At 64.0% G+C, this 16668-nt stretch carries 15 protein-coding genes; 7 read left to right on the top strand and 8 right to left on the bottom strand.

Translation table 11 applies throughout. The annotated features are described in order from the left end of the window. Positions 1 to 60 precede the first annotated feature (60 nt). Entirely contained in the window at positions 61 to 189 is a 129-nt protein-coding gene (locus ABE456_RS15815) for a PA1414 family protein (protein ID WP_009683677.1), read from the top strand. A 139-nt stretch (positions 190 to 328) separates the two neighbouring features. Here the strand turns inward: ABE456_RS15815 and ABE456_RS15810 are convergent, their stop codons facing one another. Beyond that, positions 329 to 1708 (bottom strand): sodium:solute symporter, encoded by a 1380-nt coding sequence (locus tag ABE456_RS15810; protein WP_346644750.1) that lies wholly within the window; start codon positions 1706 to 1708, stop codon positions 329 to 331. A 265-nt stretch (positions 1709 to 1973) separates the two neighbouring features. Further along, entirely contained in the window at positions 1974 to 2924 is a 951-nt protein-coding gene (gene speB / locus ABE456_RS15805) for an agmatinase (protein ID WP_041166556.1), read from the bottom strand. Positions 2925 to 3149: 225 nt separating this feature from the next. Here speB and ABE456_RS15800 point away from each other — a divergent pair, with 225 nt between their 5' ends. From ABE456_RS15800 to ABE456_RS15790, 3 genes are all read left to right on the top strand, one after another. After that, positions 3150 to 4043: a LysR family transcriptional regulator gene (locus tag ABE456_RS15800; RefSeq protein WP_012273604.1), complete on the top strand. Its 894-nt coding sequence runs from the start codon at positions 3150 to 3152 to the stop codon at positions 4041 to 4043. Positions 4044 to 4179: 136 nt separating this feature from the next. Further along, positions 4180 to 5745 carry a PAS domain-containing methyl-accepting chemotaxis protein gene (locus tag ABE456_RS15795; RefSeq protein WP_346644749.1) on the top strand — a complete coding sequence of 522 codons (1566 nt, stop codon included), beginning with the start codon at positions 4180 to 4182 and terminating at the stop codon, positions 5743 to 5745. 95 nt (positions 5746 to 5840) lie between these two features. After that, entirely contained in the window at positions 5841 to 6440 is a 600-nt protein-coding gene (locus ABE456_RS15790; protein WP_346644748.1) for a DTW domain-containing protein, read from the top strand. A 173-nt stretch (positions 6441 to 6613) separates the two neighbouring features. Here ABE456_RS15790 and ABE456_RS15785 read toward each other — a convergent pair whose 3' ends face one another. From ABE456_RS15785 to ABE456_RS15775, 3 genes are all read right to left on the bottom strand, one after another. Next, on the bottom strand, positions 6614 to 7972 hold the full coding sequence (locus tag ABE456_RS15785; protein ID WP_346644747.1) for a TolC family outer membrane protein: 1359 nt from the start codon (positions 7970 to 7972) through the stop codon (positions 6614 to 6616). A 312-nt stretch (positions 7973 to 8284) separates the two neighbouring features. Beyond that, positions 8285 to 8650 carry a YbaN family protein gene (locus ABE456_RS15780; RefSeq protein ID WP_346644746.1) on the bottom strand — a complete coding sequence of 122 codons (366 nt, stop codon included), beginning with the start codon at positions 8648 to 8650 and terminating at the stop codon, positions 8285 to 8287. A 7-nt stretch (positions 8651 to 8657) separates the two neighbouring features. Further along, complete coding sequence (locus tag ABE456_RS15775; RefSeq protein WP_346644745.1) at positions 8658 to 9245, bottom strand: YecA family protein; 588 nt, start codon at positions 9243 to 9245, stop codon at positions 8658 to 8660. Between the two features lie 246 nt (positions 9246 to 9491). On the opposite strand from ABE456_RS15775, the gene recQ reads away from it, so the two are divergent. Next, positions 9492 to 11639 carry a DNA helicase RecQ gene (gene recQ / locus ABE456_RS15770; RefSeq protein WP_346644744.1) on the top strand — a complete coding sequence of 716 codons (2148 nt, stop codon included), beginning with the start codon at positions 9492 to 9494 and terminating at the stop codon, positions 11637 to 11639. A 150-nt stretch (positions 11640 to 11789) separates the two neighbouring features. Next, the gene (locus tag ABE456_RS15765; RefSeq protein WP_201206157.1) at positions 11790 to 12227 is read left to right on the top strand and encodes a MarR family transcriptional regulator; all 438 of its coding nucleotides are present in this window, start codon (positions 11790 to 11792) and stop codon (positions 12225 to 12227) included. 53 nt (positions 12228 to 12280) lie between these two features. On the opposite strand, the gene ABE456_RS15760 is transcribed toward ABE456_RS15765, so the two are convergent. Further along, positions 12281 to 14467, bottom strand: coding sequence for a patatin-like phospholipase family protein (locus tag ABE456_RS15760; RefSeq protein ID WP_346644743.1), 2187 nt, complete (start codon positions 14465 to 14467; stop codon positions 12281 to 12283). A gap of 67 nt (positions 14468 to 14534) precedes the next feature. Here ABE456_RS15760 and ABE456_RS15755 point away from each other — a divergent pair, with 67 nt between their 5' ends. Further along, positions 14535 to 14816: a SelT/SelW/SelH family protein gene (locus ABE456_RS15755; RefSeq protein WP_003259082.1), complete on the top strand. Its 282-nt coding sequence runs from the start codon at positions 14535 to 14537 to the stop codon at positions 14814 to 14816. 1 nt (position 14817) lies between these two features. On the opposite strand, the gene ABE456_RS15750 is transcribed toward ABE456_RS15755, so the two are convergent. Both ABE456_RS15750 and ABE456_RS15745 read right to left on the bottom strand, forming a co-directional pair. Further along, positions 14818 to 15708, bottom strand: a complete 891-nt coding sequence (locus tag ABE456_RS15750; protein WP_346644742.1) for a DMT family transporter — start codon at positions 15706 to 15708, stop codon at positions 14818 to 14820. Between the two features lie 165 nt (positions 15709 to 15873). Beyond that, a complete protein-coding gene (locus tag ABE456_RS15745) occupies positions 15874 to 16641 on the bottom strand; it encodes an AraC family transcriptional regulator (RefSeq protein WP_346644741.1) in 768 nt (255 codons plus the stop codon). Positions 16642 to 16668: the final 27 nt, after the last annotated feature.

Genomic DNA, 16668 nt, shown 5'->3' with positions numbered 1-16668 from the left:
GATCTGTATGAAACATCGCAGGATTGATTTGCCGTGAGGCTGACCCGTCAAGGGGGCATTATGAATAAACCACTGTCCAACTGGCTCCACGACCTGGCGGTCGCCTTGGGGCTGATTCCACCACCCTTGCAGCCGGTGCCGATCCCGACTGATGAAGAGCAGCGCAAACGCCAACCGCGTCGTCGCTGATCCTACTGAAGAGCAAGACAAAGGCCGCAGCACCTGGGTGGGTGCAGCGGCCTTTTTGTGTCTGCTTTTTGTGTGTTGTTTGGGGTGGCCTCTTGGGGGTAAACCCCGCTATGTGGCCAGCACAGACAGCCAGGATCTATCAGGCCAGCTTCACCGCCGCCACCGATTTACGCGACACCAGGCTCACCACCACAAAGCTCACCAGGCCAATCGCCAGGCTGTAGTAGATCGGCGTGTTGGCCTCCAGCCCGTCCTTGAACATGAACAGCAGCGCGGTGGCAAAGCCCAGCGACATGCTGGCAATGGCCCCGGCGGTGGTTGCACGTTTCCAGAAGATGGCGCCAATCAGCGGGATCAGCATGCCGCCAACCAGCAGGTTGTAGGCCAGGGTCAGGGCATTGATCACATCGTTAACCATCAGCGCGATGCCCAGCACCACCAGGCCGGTGAGCAGGGTGAACAGGCGGCTCATACCCAGGCTCGACTGCTTGCCGCCACGCAGCTTGGGCAGCAGGTCTTCGGTCACGGTAGTCGAGGCAGCCAGCAGGCCGGCGCTGGCAGTGGACATCATGGCCGCCAGGGCAGCCGCCATCAGCAGGCCACGGATGCCATCGGGCAGGGTGGTCTTGATCATTTCGGCAAAGGCGTTGTTCGGGTTGGCCAGGTCGGGCATCAACACGTGTGCCGCCATGCCGATGGTGGCGCAGGCCAGGCCGTACAGCACGCAGTACACACCGGCGGTGGTGCCGGCACGCTGGCAAACCTTTTCGTCACGGGCAGTGAACACCCGCTGCCAGATGTCCTGGCCGATGAGGATGCCGAAGAAGTAGATCAGGAAGTAGGTGATGATGGTGTCCCAGCCGATGGTGGTCAGCTGGAAGCTGGCCGCCGGCAGTTTGGCCACCAGGGTGTCCCAGCCACCGGCCTTGTACAGGCATACCGGCAGCAGGATGAACATCAGGCCCACGGTCTTGATCACGAACTGGACGATGTCGGTCAGGGTCAGCGACCACATGCCGCCAATGGTCGAGTACAGCACCACCACACCGCCGCCGAGCAGCAGCGAAGCCCAGAATGGCAGGTCCAGCAGTACCTGCAATACGGTGGCCATGGCCAGGGTCGAGGTCACGCCGATCATCAGCGCGTAAGCCAGCATGATCACGGCGCTGGCCTGGCGTGCGGTCGGGTTGTAGCGCTGCTCCAGCACCTGGGTCACGGTGAAGATGCGCAGGCGCAGCAACGGCTTGGCCAGGAACAGGTTGATGGCGATGATGCCCAGGCCCAGCGCTGCGCACAGCCAGAAGCCAGAGATGCCGTGGACGTAGCCCAGGCGCACGGTGCCGACAGTGGAAGCGCCACCTAGCACGGTGGTGGCCATGGTGCCCATGTACAGAACCGGGCCGAGGTTGCGCCCGGCTACCAGGTAGTCTTCATGGGTTTTCGCGCGCCGCATGCCATACCAGCCAAGCCCGAGCATGCCGGCGGTATAGATCATTACAACAATGATGTCCAAGGCCATTGGGGGTCTCCCGATTATCTTTATTATGGCGAGATCGACCACGCGGGCGGGTTCACGGCGCCCGGCGGTCTTGTCGTGTGTTGGCGGGCCTCTATGGCCCTCCCTCATGGCTCCTGCCGGGGTACGTTCTAGAGACTTGCACTAACCGTCCTGTGGGAGCGGGCGTGCCCGCGAACAAGGGTGCAGCCCTTGCCTGCACAGATGTAGTAAGTGCCGGCCCCTTCGCGGGCATGCCCGCTCCCACAGGGGAAGGTGTCGCAATCGGTTAGCGGCGGACTACACCTGGCAGCACGCAGAGCATCTCGAACAGCAGGTTGGCACCGAGCAGCGAGGTGTTGCCGGTGGTGTCGTAAGGCGGGGAGACTTCGACAAGGTCACAGCCGATCAGGTCCAGGCCGTGGCAGCCGCGGATGATCTCCATTGCCTGGATGGTGGTCAAGCCACCGATTTCCGGGGTGCCGGTGCCGGGCGCCCAGGCCGGGTCGATGCCGTCGATGTCGAACGACAGGTACACCGGGCCGCCGCCGACCTTTTCCCGCACTTCGGCCATCAGCGGCTCCAGCGATTTGTGCCAGCACTCTTCGGCCTGCACCACGCGGAAGCCCTGGCGGCGGCTCCAGTTGAAGTCGTCGGCGGTGTAGCCCTGGGCGCGCAGGCCAATCTGCACCACGCGGTCGCAATCGAGCAGGCCTTCTTCCACGGCGCGGCGGAAGGTAGTGCCGTGGGCGATCTTCTCGCCGAACATGTGGTCGTTGACGTCGGCGTGGGCGTCGATGTGCACCAGGCCGATCTTGCCGTGCTTCTTGTGCAGCGCGCGCAGGATAGGCAGGGTGATGGTGTGGTCGCCACCCAGGGTCATCGGGATGACGTTGTGCTCGACGATTTCGTCGTAGGCCTCTTCGATGATGCGCACGGCGTCCAGCAGGTTGAAGGTGTTGATCGCCACGTCACCGATATCGGCCACCGACAGCGAGTCGAACGGGGCGGCACCGGTGGCCATGTTGTACGGGCGGATCATCACCGATTCGGCGCGGATCTGCCGTGGGCCGAAGCGGGTGCCGGAGCGCAGCGAGGTGCCGATGTCCAGCGGCACGCCGATGAAGGCAGCATCCAGGCCTTTGGCGCTTTGCAGGTGGGGCAGACGGAGCATGGTGGCGATGCCGCCGAAACGCGGCATTTCGTTGCCGCCCAGTGGTTGGTGGAGAGTCTTGTCCACGGTGGGCCTCATCAGTCGGTCGATTGTTCTGTTTGTTCGAACCTGTGCCGCCGCGCGCCTTTAAACTGTGCTTTTGCCGGCGGGCAGGGACATTTCGGCCAAGTCTGCTCAAGGTAGTGCCGAGGAAGAATCGCTACCGACAAATACTTAGTTCAGGAATTTCTGAACTAAAGGCCGGCATAGCGGTTAGACTGCGCGCACATACTGTTGCGGAACCGTTGCACCATGGCCTCGACCTTGCCCGACCTGAAACTGCTGCGCATCTTCATCAGCGTGGTGCGCCACCAGGGCTTCGCCAACGCCCAGCGCGAGCTGAACCTGTCGACCTCGGCCATCAGCACCTACATGAGCCAGCTCGAGGGCGCCCTGGGTATCGTGCTGTGCCACCGCGGCCGCGGTGGTTTCAGCCTGACCAGCAAGGGCGAACTGTTCCACCAGGAGACCCTGCGCCTGCTGGCCGAACTGGATGGCTTCGAGCAGTATGCCGCCGCCCTCAAGGGCGAGTTGCGCGGCACCCTCAACCTCGGGGTGATCGACTCCACGGTCGGTGACCGCGCCCTGCCACTGGCCGAGGCCATCGGCGCCTACAGCCAGGAACACCCGGCGGTGCACCTGCACCTGTCGGTGTCCAGCCCCTACGAGTTGCAACTGGGCGTGCAGGACAACCGCCTGGACTTGGCCATTGGCGCGTTTTCCTCGCGCATGAGCGGCCTGCTGTACCAGCCGTTGTACCGCGAACAGCATTGGCTGTACTGCAGCAGCCGCCACCCGTTGTATACCGAGCGGCGCATCCCCGAGCAGGTGGTGACCCAGCAGCGCATGGTCGGGCGCGGCTACTGGAGCCAGGCCGAGCTGGCCCGACATGGCTTCAAGCACAGCGCGGCGACTGTGGAGAGTATGGAAGCGCAACTGATCCTGATCCTTTCCGGGGCCTATATCGGCTACCTGCCCGAACACTACGCCCAGGCCTGGGTCGACAAGGGCGATTTGCGCGTGCTGTCGCCGTCGACCTTCGGTTACCAGGCGCCGTTCTCGCTGATCATCCGCCGTGGGCGCAGCCGCGAGCCCCTGATCCAGACCTTCCGCGACCTGCTGAAAAGCCAGCTCAACGTGGGCTGAGTTGCGACGCATTCATGCATTCCGTCGGGCGGCGCTAAATTCCGGCAAAAGCTGACCGCTAACCTGATAGCGCTCTGCTACATATCAACTTGCGCTGATGATTTTCCCTCATTTCATCCTGCAAGGATCGCCCAAGATGCGCATGAATTTGCCCGTCACTGAGCACGAAAGAACTTTCTCCCGCGATCAACGCCTGATCTCCACCACCGATATCAACAGCCGCATCACCTACTGCAACGACGCCTTCGTGGCGATCAGCGGGTTTACCTACGATGAGCTGGTCGGCCAGCCCCACAACCTGGTGCGCCACCCGGACATGCCGCCAGCAGTGTTCGGCCATATGTGGGAAACCATCAAGCAGGGCAAACCGTGGATGGGCGTGGTCAAGAACCGGGCGAAGAACGGCGATTATTACTGGGTCAGTGCCTATGTCACGGCGATCTACGAGCAAGGCCGCATCAGCGGCTACGAGTCGGTGCGCTCGGTGCCCACGCGCGAGCAGATCCGCCGTGCCGAGGCGTTGTACGCGCGCTTGCGCGATGGCCGCACCCCGGTGCCGTGGGCGGCACGCCTGGGGCATGGCCTGGGGCACGGCTGGCCGCTGATCGGTGCGGGGCTGCTGTCGGCGGCGGGCTACCTGTGGCTGCCGCCTTACGCGGCGCTCGGGGTGCTGATGGCCAGCCAGCTGCTGGCCTGGTACCTGGTCGAGCACCGGCAGAGCCGGGCCATTCGGCGCACGTTGGCCGAGCACCCCAAGGCTTTCACCAGCCCGCTGGTGGCGCTGACCTATAGTGACAACCCTGGCCTGCAAGGCCAGCTCGACCTGTCGATCATCAGTGAAGAAGCGCGCCTGCAAACGGCCCTGACCCGGCTGGTGGATGCCGGGGTTGGGGTGAAGTCGCGGGCGGCACAGTCGTCCGACTTGTCCGATGCCCAGGCGCAGATGCTAGACCGCCAGCGCAGCGAGACCGACCAGTCGGCCGCGGCCATTGCGCAGATGGCGGCGACGATCCAGCAGGTCACCCATAACGTGCAGAGTACGGCGCATGCCGCGGGTGATGCTGACCAGTTGGCGCAGCAGGGCAGTGAACTGGCGCTGCAGAGCCTGAAAGCCATGGGCAGCATGAGCGATGCGGTGAGTGACATCGGCCAGGCGGTGAATGCCCTGGCCGAGCAGACCCAGTCGATTGGTAGCGTGGTCGATGTGATTACCTCGATTGCCGAGCAAACCAACCTGCTGGCGCTCAACGCTGCGATTGAGGCGGCGCGCGCCGGTGAGCAGGGGCGCGGGTTTGCGGTGGTGGCGGATGAAGTGCGTTCCCTGGCCCGGCGTACCCGAGCCTCGACCGAAGAGATTCACCAGATCATCGCCTCATTGCGCGCCGGGGCAGAGCGAGCGGTGAGCACCGCCAACCGTGGCGAGCAGATCTCGCGGGACAGCGTGCACAGTGTCGAGGCGGTGCAAGCGGCGTTGACCGGGATTGCCCAGGCGGTCAGCCGCATTACCGGCATGAGCCAGCAGATGGCGACGGCGTCGGAGCAGCAGAGCCATGTGGCCGAAGACATCAACCAGCAGATCGTGAGGATTGCCCAGCTGTGCGACCAGAGTGCCGGGCAGGCGCGGCAAGGGGCGGAAATCAGCCAGGACCTGGAGCGCATGGCGGAGTACCTGCATAGCCTGGCGGAGCGGTTCAATCGCTGAAATCGCAGGGGGCCGCCTCGCGGCCCGATCGCGACACAAGGCCCGCAGAGCGGGCCCATGATCTGTGGCAAAATTGTCCCGCCAAGGAGACCCCCATGCCCAGACCCCGTTGCGAGCGCTGCCAGCGCCCGCTCGATCATTGCCTCTGCCCACTGATCCCCGCGCTCGACAGCCGCACCCGTGTGATCTTGCTGCAGCACCCCAGTGAAACCGCCCACGCGCTCAATACCGCGCGCCTGGCTGCCCTTGGGCTGAATAATGCAGAGCTGCGGATAGGTGAGGTGTTCACTGACCTGGAGCACTTGCTGGCCATGCCTGGCTACCGCCCGGTACTGCTGTTCCCGGGTGATGATGCTCAGGTGCTGACGGCCTATGGTGAGGCCGACGACAAGCCCTTGCTGCTGATAGTGCCCGACGGCACCTGGCGCAAGGCGCGCAAGTTGCTGTACCTGAACCCGATGCTGGAGGCATTGCCACGGGTGACGCTGGGTCAAGTGGCAGCTTCACGCTATCGCTTGCGCAAAGCACCGGAGGCGGGGGCGTTGTCGACCATCGAGGCGGTGGTGGGGGCGCTGAATGCGCTGGAGCAACCGGCCTGTTTCGATGCGCTGCTGACGCCGTTCGAAGCGTTGATCGAGGGGCAGATCAGGGCCATGGGCGAGGAGACGTTCCAGCGTAACCATGGCACCGAGTAAGGGCAGGGGGCTGCTGCGCAGCCCATCGCGACACAAGGCCGCTCCCACAGGGATCGCGCAGGCTTTTCAAATTTTGAGCAAGACAGTTGCTCCCACAAGGGATTGCGGTTTCCTGTGGGAGCGGCCTTGTGTCGCGATAGGGCCGCAAAGCGGCCCCGGCAATCCAAAGCCGATCAACGCATATCAGGCAAATGCGCTTCGGTGCGTACCTCGGTAGTCGCCAGCGCTTCCGGCGGCAGCGAAATACGTTGCTTGCTCAGCAGCTCACCCATGGTCGCCAGCACGCGGTAGCGTGAGAACTCCTCGGTGTAACGCACTTCGGTGTAGCGGCGGTCGGCGTTGTACAGCTCGTTCTCACTGTCGAGCACGTCCAGCAGGGTACGCTGGCCCAGGCCGAACTGGTCCTGGTAGGCCGCACGCACACGCTTGGTGGTTTCGGCGTATTCACGCGCGGTTGGCAGCTGCTTGCTGGCGTTGTTCATGGCGTTCCACGCCAGGCTCAGGTTCTCGGTCAGCTCGCGCAGGGCGTTGTTGCGGATGTCCAGGGCCTGGTTGATCTTGTGTGCGTCGGACTGCAGGCGGGCCTTGTCACTGCCGCCGCGGAACAGGTTGTAGTTCATCTCAACGCCGGCTTGCCAGTCGTTGTTGTTGTGACCTTTCTCGCCGCCGGTGTTGTTGTTGGCACCGGTGGCCAGGATGGCGTCGAAGCGCGGGTAGAAGGTCGACTTGCCAACTTCGTATTGCTGCTCGGCAGCGTTCACGTCAGCCTGGGCCGACTTGATGTACGGGTTGTTCTGGCGCATGCCGTCGCGGGCTTCGTCGAGGGTGCCGGGCACTTCGCCCTTGATCGATTGCGGGCTTTCCAGTTCGTCCGGCATGCGGCCGATGACGCTGAAGAAGTTGGCCTCGGCATCGGCCAGGTCGACTTCGGCGGTGTCCAGGTTGTTTTCCGCCAAGGCGCGACGTGCGCGGGACTGGTCAAGGTCAGCGGTGCTGCCGACGCCGCGCTCGTTGCGCAGGCCGATCTGGTCGTTGACCCGCAGGTGAGCTTGCAGGTTGTTCTTGGCCAGGGTTACCAGTTCACGGCGCTTGAGCACTTCCAGGTATACCTCGACCGCACGCAGGGCGACATCCTGGGCAACGGCCTGGGTGTAGTAGGCGCGGGAGGTGGAAACCGCTTCGGTGCGGCCCACTTCGTTCGAAGTGTTGAAGCCGTCGAAGATCATCTGCCGCAGGCGCAGTTCGGACTGGGTGTAGTTGAGGGTTTCCTTGCTGTGGTTACCCTCGGCGCGAGTGGTGGTGTTGTCCGAACGCTGGCGGCCATAGCCAGCAACCAGGTCCACGGAAGGGTAGTAGCCACCACGCGCAAATTTCACATCTTCATCAGCCGACAGCTTGCTGTTGCGGTTGGAGCTGACTTGCGGGTGGTAGTCCACGGCGTTCTGGACGGCCTCGGTGATCGACATCGCCTGAACGTTGGCACTCGCCAGGGCCAACAGTAATGCACTGGTGATGGGGTTCAAAACGCGCATGGTACATCTCCCTGATCCTGGAATTTATCCTGCTTTTCGCCAAAAAAATGACGATAAAAATTATCGCGTATAGTGTTGCAGGTTTTTAACAACACAGCTAAGTACATTCAATGCGATAGATAAGAAGATTTATTCATATCAAATTGCCATATAAGACTGATATTGTCTAATGTGGTTGGGTTAAATCACCGGAAATGTGTGCGGCAATGGCCATGAAAGCCAATGGACACAAGGCTTGCGCGCAGTTTCAGAACGAATTCAGATAAATAAAATCGCACTTAGGCGAAATTGATATTTGGCGACAATATATTGTCACTTTGGCTTTTGCAGGGTTTTCTGTTTGAGGATGTACAGGCTCACCAGCACGGCACTGGTCAACATGAAGGTGCGTGCCCAGAACAGTGGGACCAGGTAGCACGACAGACTAATGCTGGCCCACATCAGGCCGATGGCATAGACCTTGCCCTTGAGGGGGATGCCCTCACCACTGAGGTAGTCGCGTATCCATGGCCCGAGTTTGGGGTGATGGACCAGCCAGTGGTGAAAGCGCGGCGAGCTGCGGGCAAAGCAGGCCGCCGCCAATAGCAGGAACGGGGTGGTGGGCAATACCGGCAGGAATATCCCCAACACCCCTAACGCGACGCTGAGCCAGCCGGTGGCCAGCAGCAGGTAGCGCACAGGCGAATCAGTGGTGGCGTGGCTTGAGCAGCGCCGGTTTCTCGTCAGGGGCGTGCAGCAGCAGGAACAGCGCGGTCAGCGCTTCGGGGATCTGCACGATCATGTCGTCCTGCAGGTTGGCGTTGCTGGCGATGTCGGCGAACTCTGGTTGTTCGTCAAACAGGCCCGAGCCGACCATGATCGGCAGCAGCATCTCGCTGACTTCTTCCTCGGCGTTCTCGAACCAGGCCTCTTCACGCAGGAACACGCCTTCCATGAAGCCGATGCACCAGCCGCGCAGGTCGGAGTCGTCCGGCTCGTCGGTCAGGTCGAGGTCGCACGGCAGTTCGAATTCGTCGTCACTGGCCAGCTGGCGGGCGATGTGCGCCTTGAGCGCCACCAGGGTGGCCTCGATTTCAGTGCGCTGGGCTTCGCTGGCGTAGTGCGGCTCTTCGGCAAACAGGGCGTCGATCCACTCGCGCTCAGGCACGTCCTCGGCGTTGATGGAGAGGGCAGTGAGGTAGCCGTGGGCGGCGACATAGTCCAGCGCTTCTTCGTGCAGCTCGTCGGCGTCGAGGAAGGCTTGCAGGCGGGTCAGTTGCTCGGCGAAGGACATTACAGGGCTACCTTGGGGAATAAACGATAACGAATTCTAGCACCTTGCAGCGGCAGCGGGGGAAAGGGAACGTCTATCGCCGTGGTGCCCTGCGCGGGGCGGGGCTGCGGTATACTCCGCGATTTTTCATCCAGGGGCAGGCTTTGCCAGCTGCCTGGCAAAAACCGCTTACGCATTCGGCGTGTGCGGGGCGGGTTTTTCGTCCAGCCTGTATCCAGGATGGTACGGCGATTTGTGGAGTTGCACATGCTCGAACAGGCTCAGCGCGTTCTCAAGGACATCTTCGGTTACGACAGTTTCCGAGGGCGCCAGGCAGCGATCATCGAATGCGTGGCCAATGGCGGCGATGCCCTGGTGCTGATGCCAACCGGTGGCGGCAAGTCGTTGTGTTTCCAGGTGCCGGGGCTGCTGCGCCCGGGGCTGACGGTGGTGGTCTCGCCACTGATTGCGCTGATGGACGACCAGGTTGCCACGCTCGACGAACTGGGCGTGCCGGCCGCCGCGCTGAACTCCACGCTGACGGCGGAGCAGCAGCGTGACCTGGCCGGGCGCCTGCGCCGTGGCGAAGTGAAGATGCTGTACCTGGCGCCAGAGCGTCTGGTGCAACCGCGCATGCTCGACTTCCTGCGCGACCTGGACATCTCGCTATTCGCCATCGACGAGGCCCACTGCGTGTCGCAATGGGGCCATGACTTCCGCCCCGAATACCTGCAGCTGGGGCAGCTGGCCGAGTTGTTCCCGCATGTGCCGCGCATCGCCCTGACCGCCACCGCCGACATGCGCACCCGCGAAGAGATCGTCCAGCGCCTTCACCTGCAAGGTGCCGAGCGCTTCCTGTCGAGCTTCGACCGGCCCAACATCTTCTACCGCATCGTGCCCAAGGAGGCGCCGCGCAAGCAGCTGATGGCCTTCCTTGGCGAGCGCCGCGGCAACGCCGGCATCGTCTACTGCCTGTCGCGCAAGAAGGTCGACGAAACCGCCGCCTTCCTCTGCGAGCAGGGCTTCCCGGCGCTGCCGTACCATGCCGGCCTGGCCGCCGAGACCCGTGCGGCCAACCAGCACCGTTTCCTCAATGAGGAAGGGCTGATCATGGTCGCCACCATTGCCTTCGGCATGGGCATCGACAAGCCCAACGTGCGCTTCGTTGCCCACCTCGACCTGCCCAAGTCGCTTGAGGCCTATTACCAGGAAACCGGCCGTGCCGGCCGTGATGGCTTGCCGTCCGATGCCTGGATGGCCTACGGCCTGCAGGACATGGTGATGCTCAAGCAGATGCTGCAGAACTCTGAAGGGGACGAGCGCCACAAGCGCATCGAGCAGCACAAGCTCGACGCCATGCTGGCCTTGTGCGAAGAAACCCGCTGCCGCCGCCAGTCGTTGCTGGCCTATTTCGACGAAACCCTCGAGCAGCCCTGTGGGCACTGCGATAACTGTGTCGACAAGATCCAGACCTGGGACGCCACCGAGCCGGCTCGCCAGGCGCTGTCGGCGGTGTTCCGCACTGGCCAGCGCTATGGCGTCGGTCACCTGGTCGACGTGCTGCTGGGCAAGGACACCGAGAAGGTGCGCAATTTCGGCCACGAGAAGCTTTCGGTATTTGGCGTTGGCAAAGGCCTGGCCGAGGTCGAGTGGCGTTCGCTGTTCCGCCAGCTGGTGGCGCGCGGCCTGGTGGACATTGACCTGGAAGGCTACGGCGGCCTGCGCCTGTCCGACAGCTGCCGGCCGCTGCTGCGTGGCGAGGTGGCCCTGCAGCTGCGCCGCGATCTCAAGCCGCAGACTACCGCCAAGACCTCGTCGTCCAGTGGTGGCAGCCCGGCCAGCCAGCTGGTGCGTGCCGAAGAGCGCGAACTGTGGGAAGCGCTGCGCACCCTGCGGCGCAAGCTGGCCGAGGAGCACAGCGTGCCGCCCTACGTCATCTTCCCCGATTCGACCCTGCTGGAAATGCTGCGCAGCCAGCCGGTCAGCCTCAGCGACATGGCCCAGGTCAGCGGCGTGGGCGCGCGCAAGCTGGAGCGCTATGGCCAGGCATTCCTCGAAGTGCTCAACAACAGTGGCGGCACCGACGAGGCGCCGAAAGTGGTGCTGGACCTGCGCCACGAGCTGGTCAGCCTGGCCCGCGCCGGCATGACCCCGGCGCAGATCGCCGGGCAGCTCAACTGCAGCGAGAAGAACGTCTACAGCCTGTTGGCCGAGGCACTGGGCCGCCAGGAGTTGAGCCTGGACCAGGCCCTGGACCTGCCGGAAGACCTGCTGATGGAAGTGCAGGACGCCTTCCTCGATGGCGAGGGCGAGCTGCCCCCGGTGTCGGCCATTGCGCCGCTGTTCGGGGCGCGGGTGCCGGAGGGTGTGCTGTATTGCGTGCGGGCGGCGTTGGCGGCCGAGTTCGAGTTGTAATCAGCGGCGGGACCGAGGGCAGAACCGCCATCTGCTGACCCTTGTCATGCTTTTTGACGATTATCGAACGTTCGACGGTGCCCGAGCCTTGCCTCGTGGGGCCGGGCATGGTTAGCTGCCTAATAATTAGATCTATTCAATGAGTTGCTTATGCCCCTGACCGACAACCAACACCGTTTCGGCATGCAGCTGGCCCAGATGTCCCGGGGTTGGCGTGCCGAACTGGACCGCCGCCTGGCCGGGCTCAACCTGTCCCAGGCGCGCTGGCTGGTGTTGCTGCACCTGGCCCGTTTTGAAGAAGCCCCCACCCAGCGTGAGCTGGCCCAGAGTGTGGGCGTCGAAGGCCCGACCCTGGCGCGTTTGCTCGACAGCCTGGAGGCGCAAGGCCTGGTACGGCGGCAGGCGGTTCTGGAAGACCGGCGGGCGAAGAAGATTGTGCTGTGCCCGCCGGCCAAGCCGCTGATCGAGCAGATCGAAACCATCGCCAACCAACTGCGGATCGAGCTGTTTACCGGGGTGGATGAGGCCGACCTGCAGGTGTGCATGCGGGTGCATGCCAAGATCCTGGCCAACCTCGAGAAATCCTGAGGACCATTGGGGCCGCTTTGCGGCCCATCCGACCGGTCCGGCGCCCCGGCAATCTAGAAGGTATGCCCCAGGTTCAGGTACACCGCCTGCTCATGCGCACTGTTGGCGCCATAACTCAGGTTCAACGGCCCTAACGGCGTCTCCAGCCCGAGGAAGATGCTTGCAGCATTGATGTAGCCACTGTCAAACTCGTTGTCGTTGTTCCACGCCCGCCCACGCTCCAGCGAGCCGCCGATGTACAGCGGGAAGTCCAGCGGGACATAGGCCCGCGGCGTCAGCCGGCGATAGTAGACCACGCGCATCAGGCTCACGTTCTGCCCCGACACCGAGTCCTGGCGGAAGCCTGACAGCTCACGCGCCCCACCCAGCACGAAACTTGACGTCACCACTTCGGTGTCGTCCAGCGTGCGCCCGTAGCGCCCGCCCAGCACGAAGGTGTTCGGTCCGCTGCTAAGGGCCTTGTCCAGGTTGAACATCCACTGCCGGTAGTCCTGGTCGGAATCCAGTGACTTGTCGTACTTGCGCAAGGTCAGGCCGATGTCCTCGCCACGGTGTGGGAAGTACACGTTGTCGAGGGTGTCGAACGAATACTTCAGCTCGTAGAAGCCTTCGTTGAAACTGACGCTGGGCAGGTCCTGGTCGCCAATGCGCACCTCGGCCTCACCCCAGGCCTTGCCCACGCCCAGGCGCACTTCGCCGTTGGTGCCGATCTGCCGGCCCACGTTCAGGCCAAAACCGTAGCGTTCCAGGCGGTACTCGGCTACGGGGTCGTTGTCCAGGGTGGCCTCGATGTTCTGCGAGCTGAAGTCCAGGTACGGCGCGATGAAGTAGCGCGAACCCACGTCCAGTGGCTGATAGAACTCGCTGTACAGCTCCTGCTGGTCGCCGATCTGGCCACGGGTCAGCCACTCTGCACCCAGGCTGTTGATGCCATTGACCCGGTAGCTGGCACCCAGGTTGAAAGCGCTGTCGCCGCGCAGGTCGTCCGATAGGTTCAGGCCCAGGCGCAGGTAGTCGGTGCCGCCGCGTCGGCCGCGGGCGTTGATCACCAGGGTGTTGTCGTCGCCCTTGTGCACCACGCGGTACTGCACCCGGTCGAAGTAGTCCAGGCCGTACAGCGTGCCCATGTCGGTCTGCAGGCGGTCCAGCTCCAGCGGGGCATCGATCGGCTGGCGGATGTACGAGCGGATGACATCGTCGCTGACCTTGGAGTCGTTCTCGATCCTGATTGCAGTGATTGTCGGCGTGCGCTGGCGCGGCGAACGGGCCACGGCCAGGCTGCTGTCGCCTTCGGGCTGGCGCAGGCCAGCAAGGCGCGAGTCGAGCAGGCGGGTAGCATGGTAGCCGGCGTCGATCATTTCCCGGGCACGGCCAAAATCAGTCACGCCGAAGGTATTCAGTGGCGGTTGGATGAGGATGTCGTCACTGTGCAGGCTGGCCAGTTGTTCTTCCGAGTTGCGCCGGGTCATCAGGGTGATCGACTGGTTGAGTACGTCGACCACCGTGGCCAGTTGCTTGCGGTCACGCAGCGGGGTGCCGATGTCGACCACGATGGCCAGGTCCACACCCATTTCGCGGGCCACGTCCACCGGGATGTTGTCGACCATACCGCCGTCCACCAGCAGGCGGCCATCCAGCTCGACCGGGGCGAACACCGCGGGGATCGACATGCTGGCGCGGATTACCTGGGGCAGGTGGCCGCGACGGAACACAACCTTTTCGCCACTGGCGATGTCGGTGGCCACGGCGCGGAAGGGGATGGGCAGCTTGTCGAAGTCACGGGTGTCGGCGGTGTGCGCCAGCTTGCTTTCCAGCAGCAGCGCCAGGTTCTGGCCCTGGATCACCCCCAGCGGCAGGCCCAGGCTGCCGTCGTCGCGAAAGCTGAGCTTCTGCTTGACCAGGAAGTCACGGTCATCCTGCTTGCGCCGAAATGGCACGTCCTTGCGTGGCGGAGCATCGGACAGCGCCTGTTGCCAGTCGAGGGTGGTGGCGAGCTTTTCCAGCTCTTCGACACTGTAGCCCGAGGCATAAAGCCCGCCGACTACCGCGCCCATGCTGGTGCCGGCGATGGCGTCGATGCGCACACCCTGTTCCTCCAGCGCCTTGAGCACACCGATGTGGGCCAGGCCACGGGCCGCGCCGCCAGACAGCACCAGGCCGACCTTGGGCCTGGCCGGCTCGGCGGCGATTGCCGTGAGGGAGGTGAGGGCAAGCAGAAAACAGAACAGCAAACGGTGCATCGTGAGTCTCAAACCGTGGGCTAAAGACCGCTAGTATAAGCGGCCCCTAACCTGGAGATGCTTCACCATGGCCGACAGCAAACCGGAAATCGTCATCACTTATTGCACGCAGTGCCAGTGGCTGCTGCGTGCTGCCTGGCTGGCCCAGGAACTGCTCAGCACCTTCGCCGACGACCTTGGCCGGGTAGCGCTGGAGCCTGGCACCGGTGGCATCTTCCGCATCACCTGCAATGGTGTGCAGATCTGGGAGCGCAAGGCCGACGGTGGCTTCCCCGAGGCCAAGGTGCTGAAGCAGCGGGTGCGCGACCAGATCGACCCACAGCGTGACCTTGGCCACAACGACCGCTGAATCAGGCGCCCTCGGCCAGTGGCCGCTGCTTGGGCGGTTGCTCAGCGGCCAGGCGACTGGACAGCACGATGGCGAAGATGATCAGCGCGCCACCCAGCAGCATGCGCAGGGTCGGGGTTTCGGCGAACACCGCCCAGGCCACGGCAATGCCGTAGACCGGCTCCATGGCGAACACCACGGCGGCAGTGCGCGCCTTGATCACTGCCAGGCTGGCGACGAACAGGCTGTGCGCCACACCGGTGCAGAAGATGCCGAGCAGGGCGATCCACAGCCAGTCCATGGTCGCGACGCCGGCCAGGCCAGGGGCTGCGAACGGCAGCAGGCACAGGCCGACCACCAGGTTCTGCCACAGCGCCGCCTGTACCGCCGGCAGGCGGCCGGAGCCGGCACGGTTGGTGAGTGACAGCAGCGAGAACAGCAGCCCCGAGAGCAGTGCCCAGAGCAGGCCGCCGGTAGCTTCGCTGGCCAGGTCGAATGCCGGTGTGACCAGCACCAGGCCGACGCTGACCAACAGCACCAGTACGGCCTCGTTGCGGCGGATGCGTTCGCGGAACAGCAGGCCTTCAAGAATTACGGTAAAGGCCGGGAAGCTGGCGAAGCCGAGGGTGGCGATGGCTACGCCGCCGACTTTGACGGCGATGAAGAAACTGACCCAGTGGCCGGCCAGCAGCACCCCGCCGAGCAGCAGGCGGCGCACGTCCTGGCCGCTCAGGCGTTGCCAGCCCGGGCCGGCCAGGCTGGCGAACAGGGCCAGGGCGATGACCGCGAAGGCGGCGCGGCCGAACACGATGATCGCCGGGCTGGCACTGGCGGCCAGCTTGCCGAAGACGCCGGTCAGGCCGAAGAACAGTGCGCCAATGTGCAGGGCGCCGAGGGCGGAGCGGTGGTTCATGGAGGGTCCTTGCTCAAGATCTCTACTGGCTGTACCGGCCTCTTCGCGGGTATTGCACAACCTTCAGGTCAGCGAAAACCCTGTGGGAGCGGGTTTACCCGCGAAGAGGCCAGCGCAGGCAAAGTGTAAAGGCTCAGGCAAACAAGTTCTGTCGCCAGTCTGCTGTCAATTGTCGCCAGGCTCTCGCCGCAAAGCCAAAGGCGTACAGCCAAACGCCCGCAACATCGCCGCCGAAAACGCACTCTGCGAGCTGTACCCCACTTGCGCCGCAATCTCACCCATCGGCAGCAGGGTCTGCACCACCAGCCGGCGCGCCTTGAGCAAGCGCCGCTGGCGAATGTAGTCCATCGGCGTCATCCCGCATTCTGCGGTAAAGCGCGCATGCAACCGGGCACTGGACAGCCCGGCAATGCGCGCCAGGTCGGCGACCTGCAGCGGGTAGGCGGCATGTTGCTCGATATGCGCATCGAACGCGGCATAGGGCAGGCGCTGGCTGGCGCGGACGCTGGCAGCTGCCGTGGGGTTCAGGCTGGCGAGCAGCAGCGCCGCGCCTTGCCTGGCAATCAGCGGGTCGTTAATGGGGCTGGCCGCCAGCCAGTCCACCAGCTGCTGCTGGCGGTCATCCAGGCCCAGGGCGGCGGGGTGGTCAAGCAGGCGGCGGCTGGCATCGGCATGTTCGCCCAACTGCTCGCGCAACCAGTGTTCCCCAGGTACATCGAGCACCAGGCAATCGCTGCCGCCATCGCTGGCGCAGGTGTGGTGAGCACCGGCCGGCACCACGATCAACCCTTGCCGATCGACCCCGGCGCCATGCCCCTGTACCTCGAACTCCAGGCGGCCGCGCAGGCCGAACACCAGTTGCGGGTGTTCGTGGCTGTGGGCGATCAGGCTGTCGCGGTAATGGCGCAGCGAGAGGATCGGGCCAGTGGTCATGGGAGGGTCCTCGCGAGGCAGGCAGGT

Source organism: Pseudomonas sp. TWI929 (assembly GCF_039673335.1).
In the GTDB taxonomy this organism is placed as follows: Bacteria; Pseudomonadota; Gammaproteobacteria; order Pseudomonadales; family Pseudomonadaceae; genus Aquipseudomonas.
The sequence above is the reverse complement of the archived record's forward strand: the minus strand, read 5'-3'. Positions and strand labels throughout refer to the sequence as shown.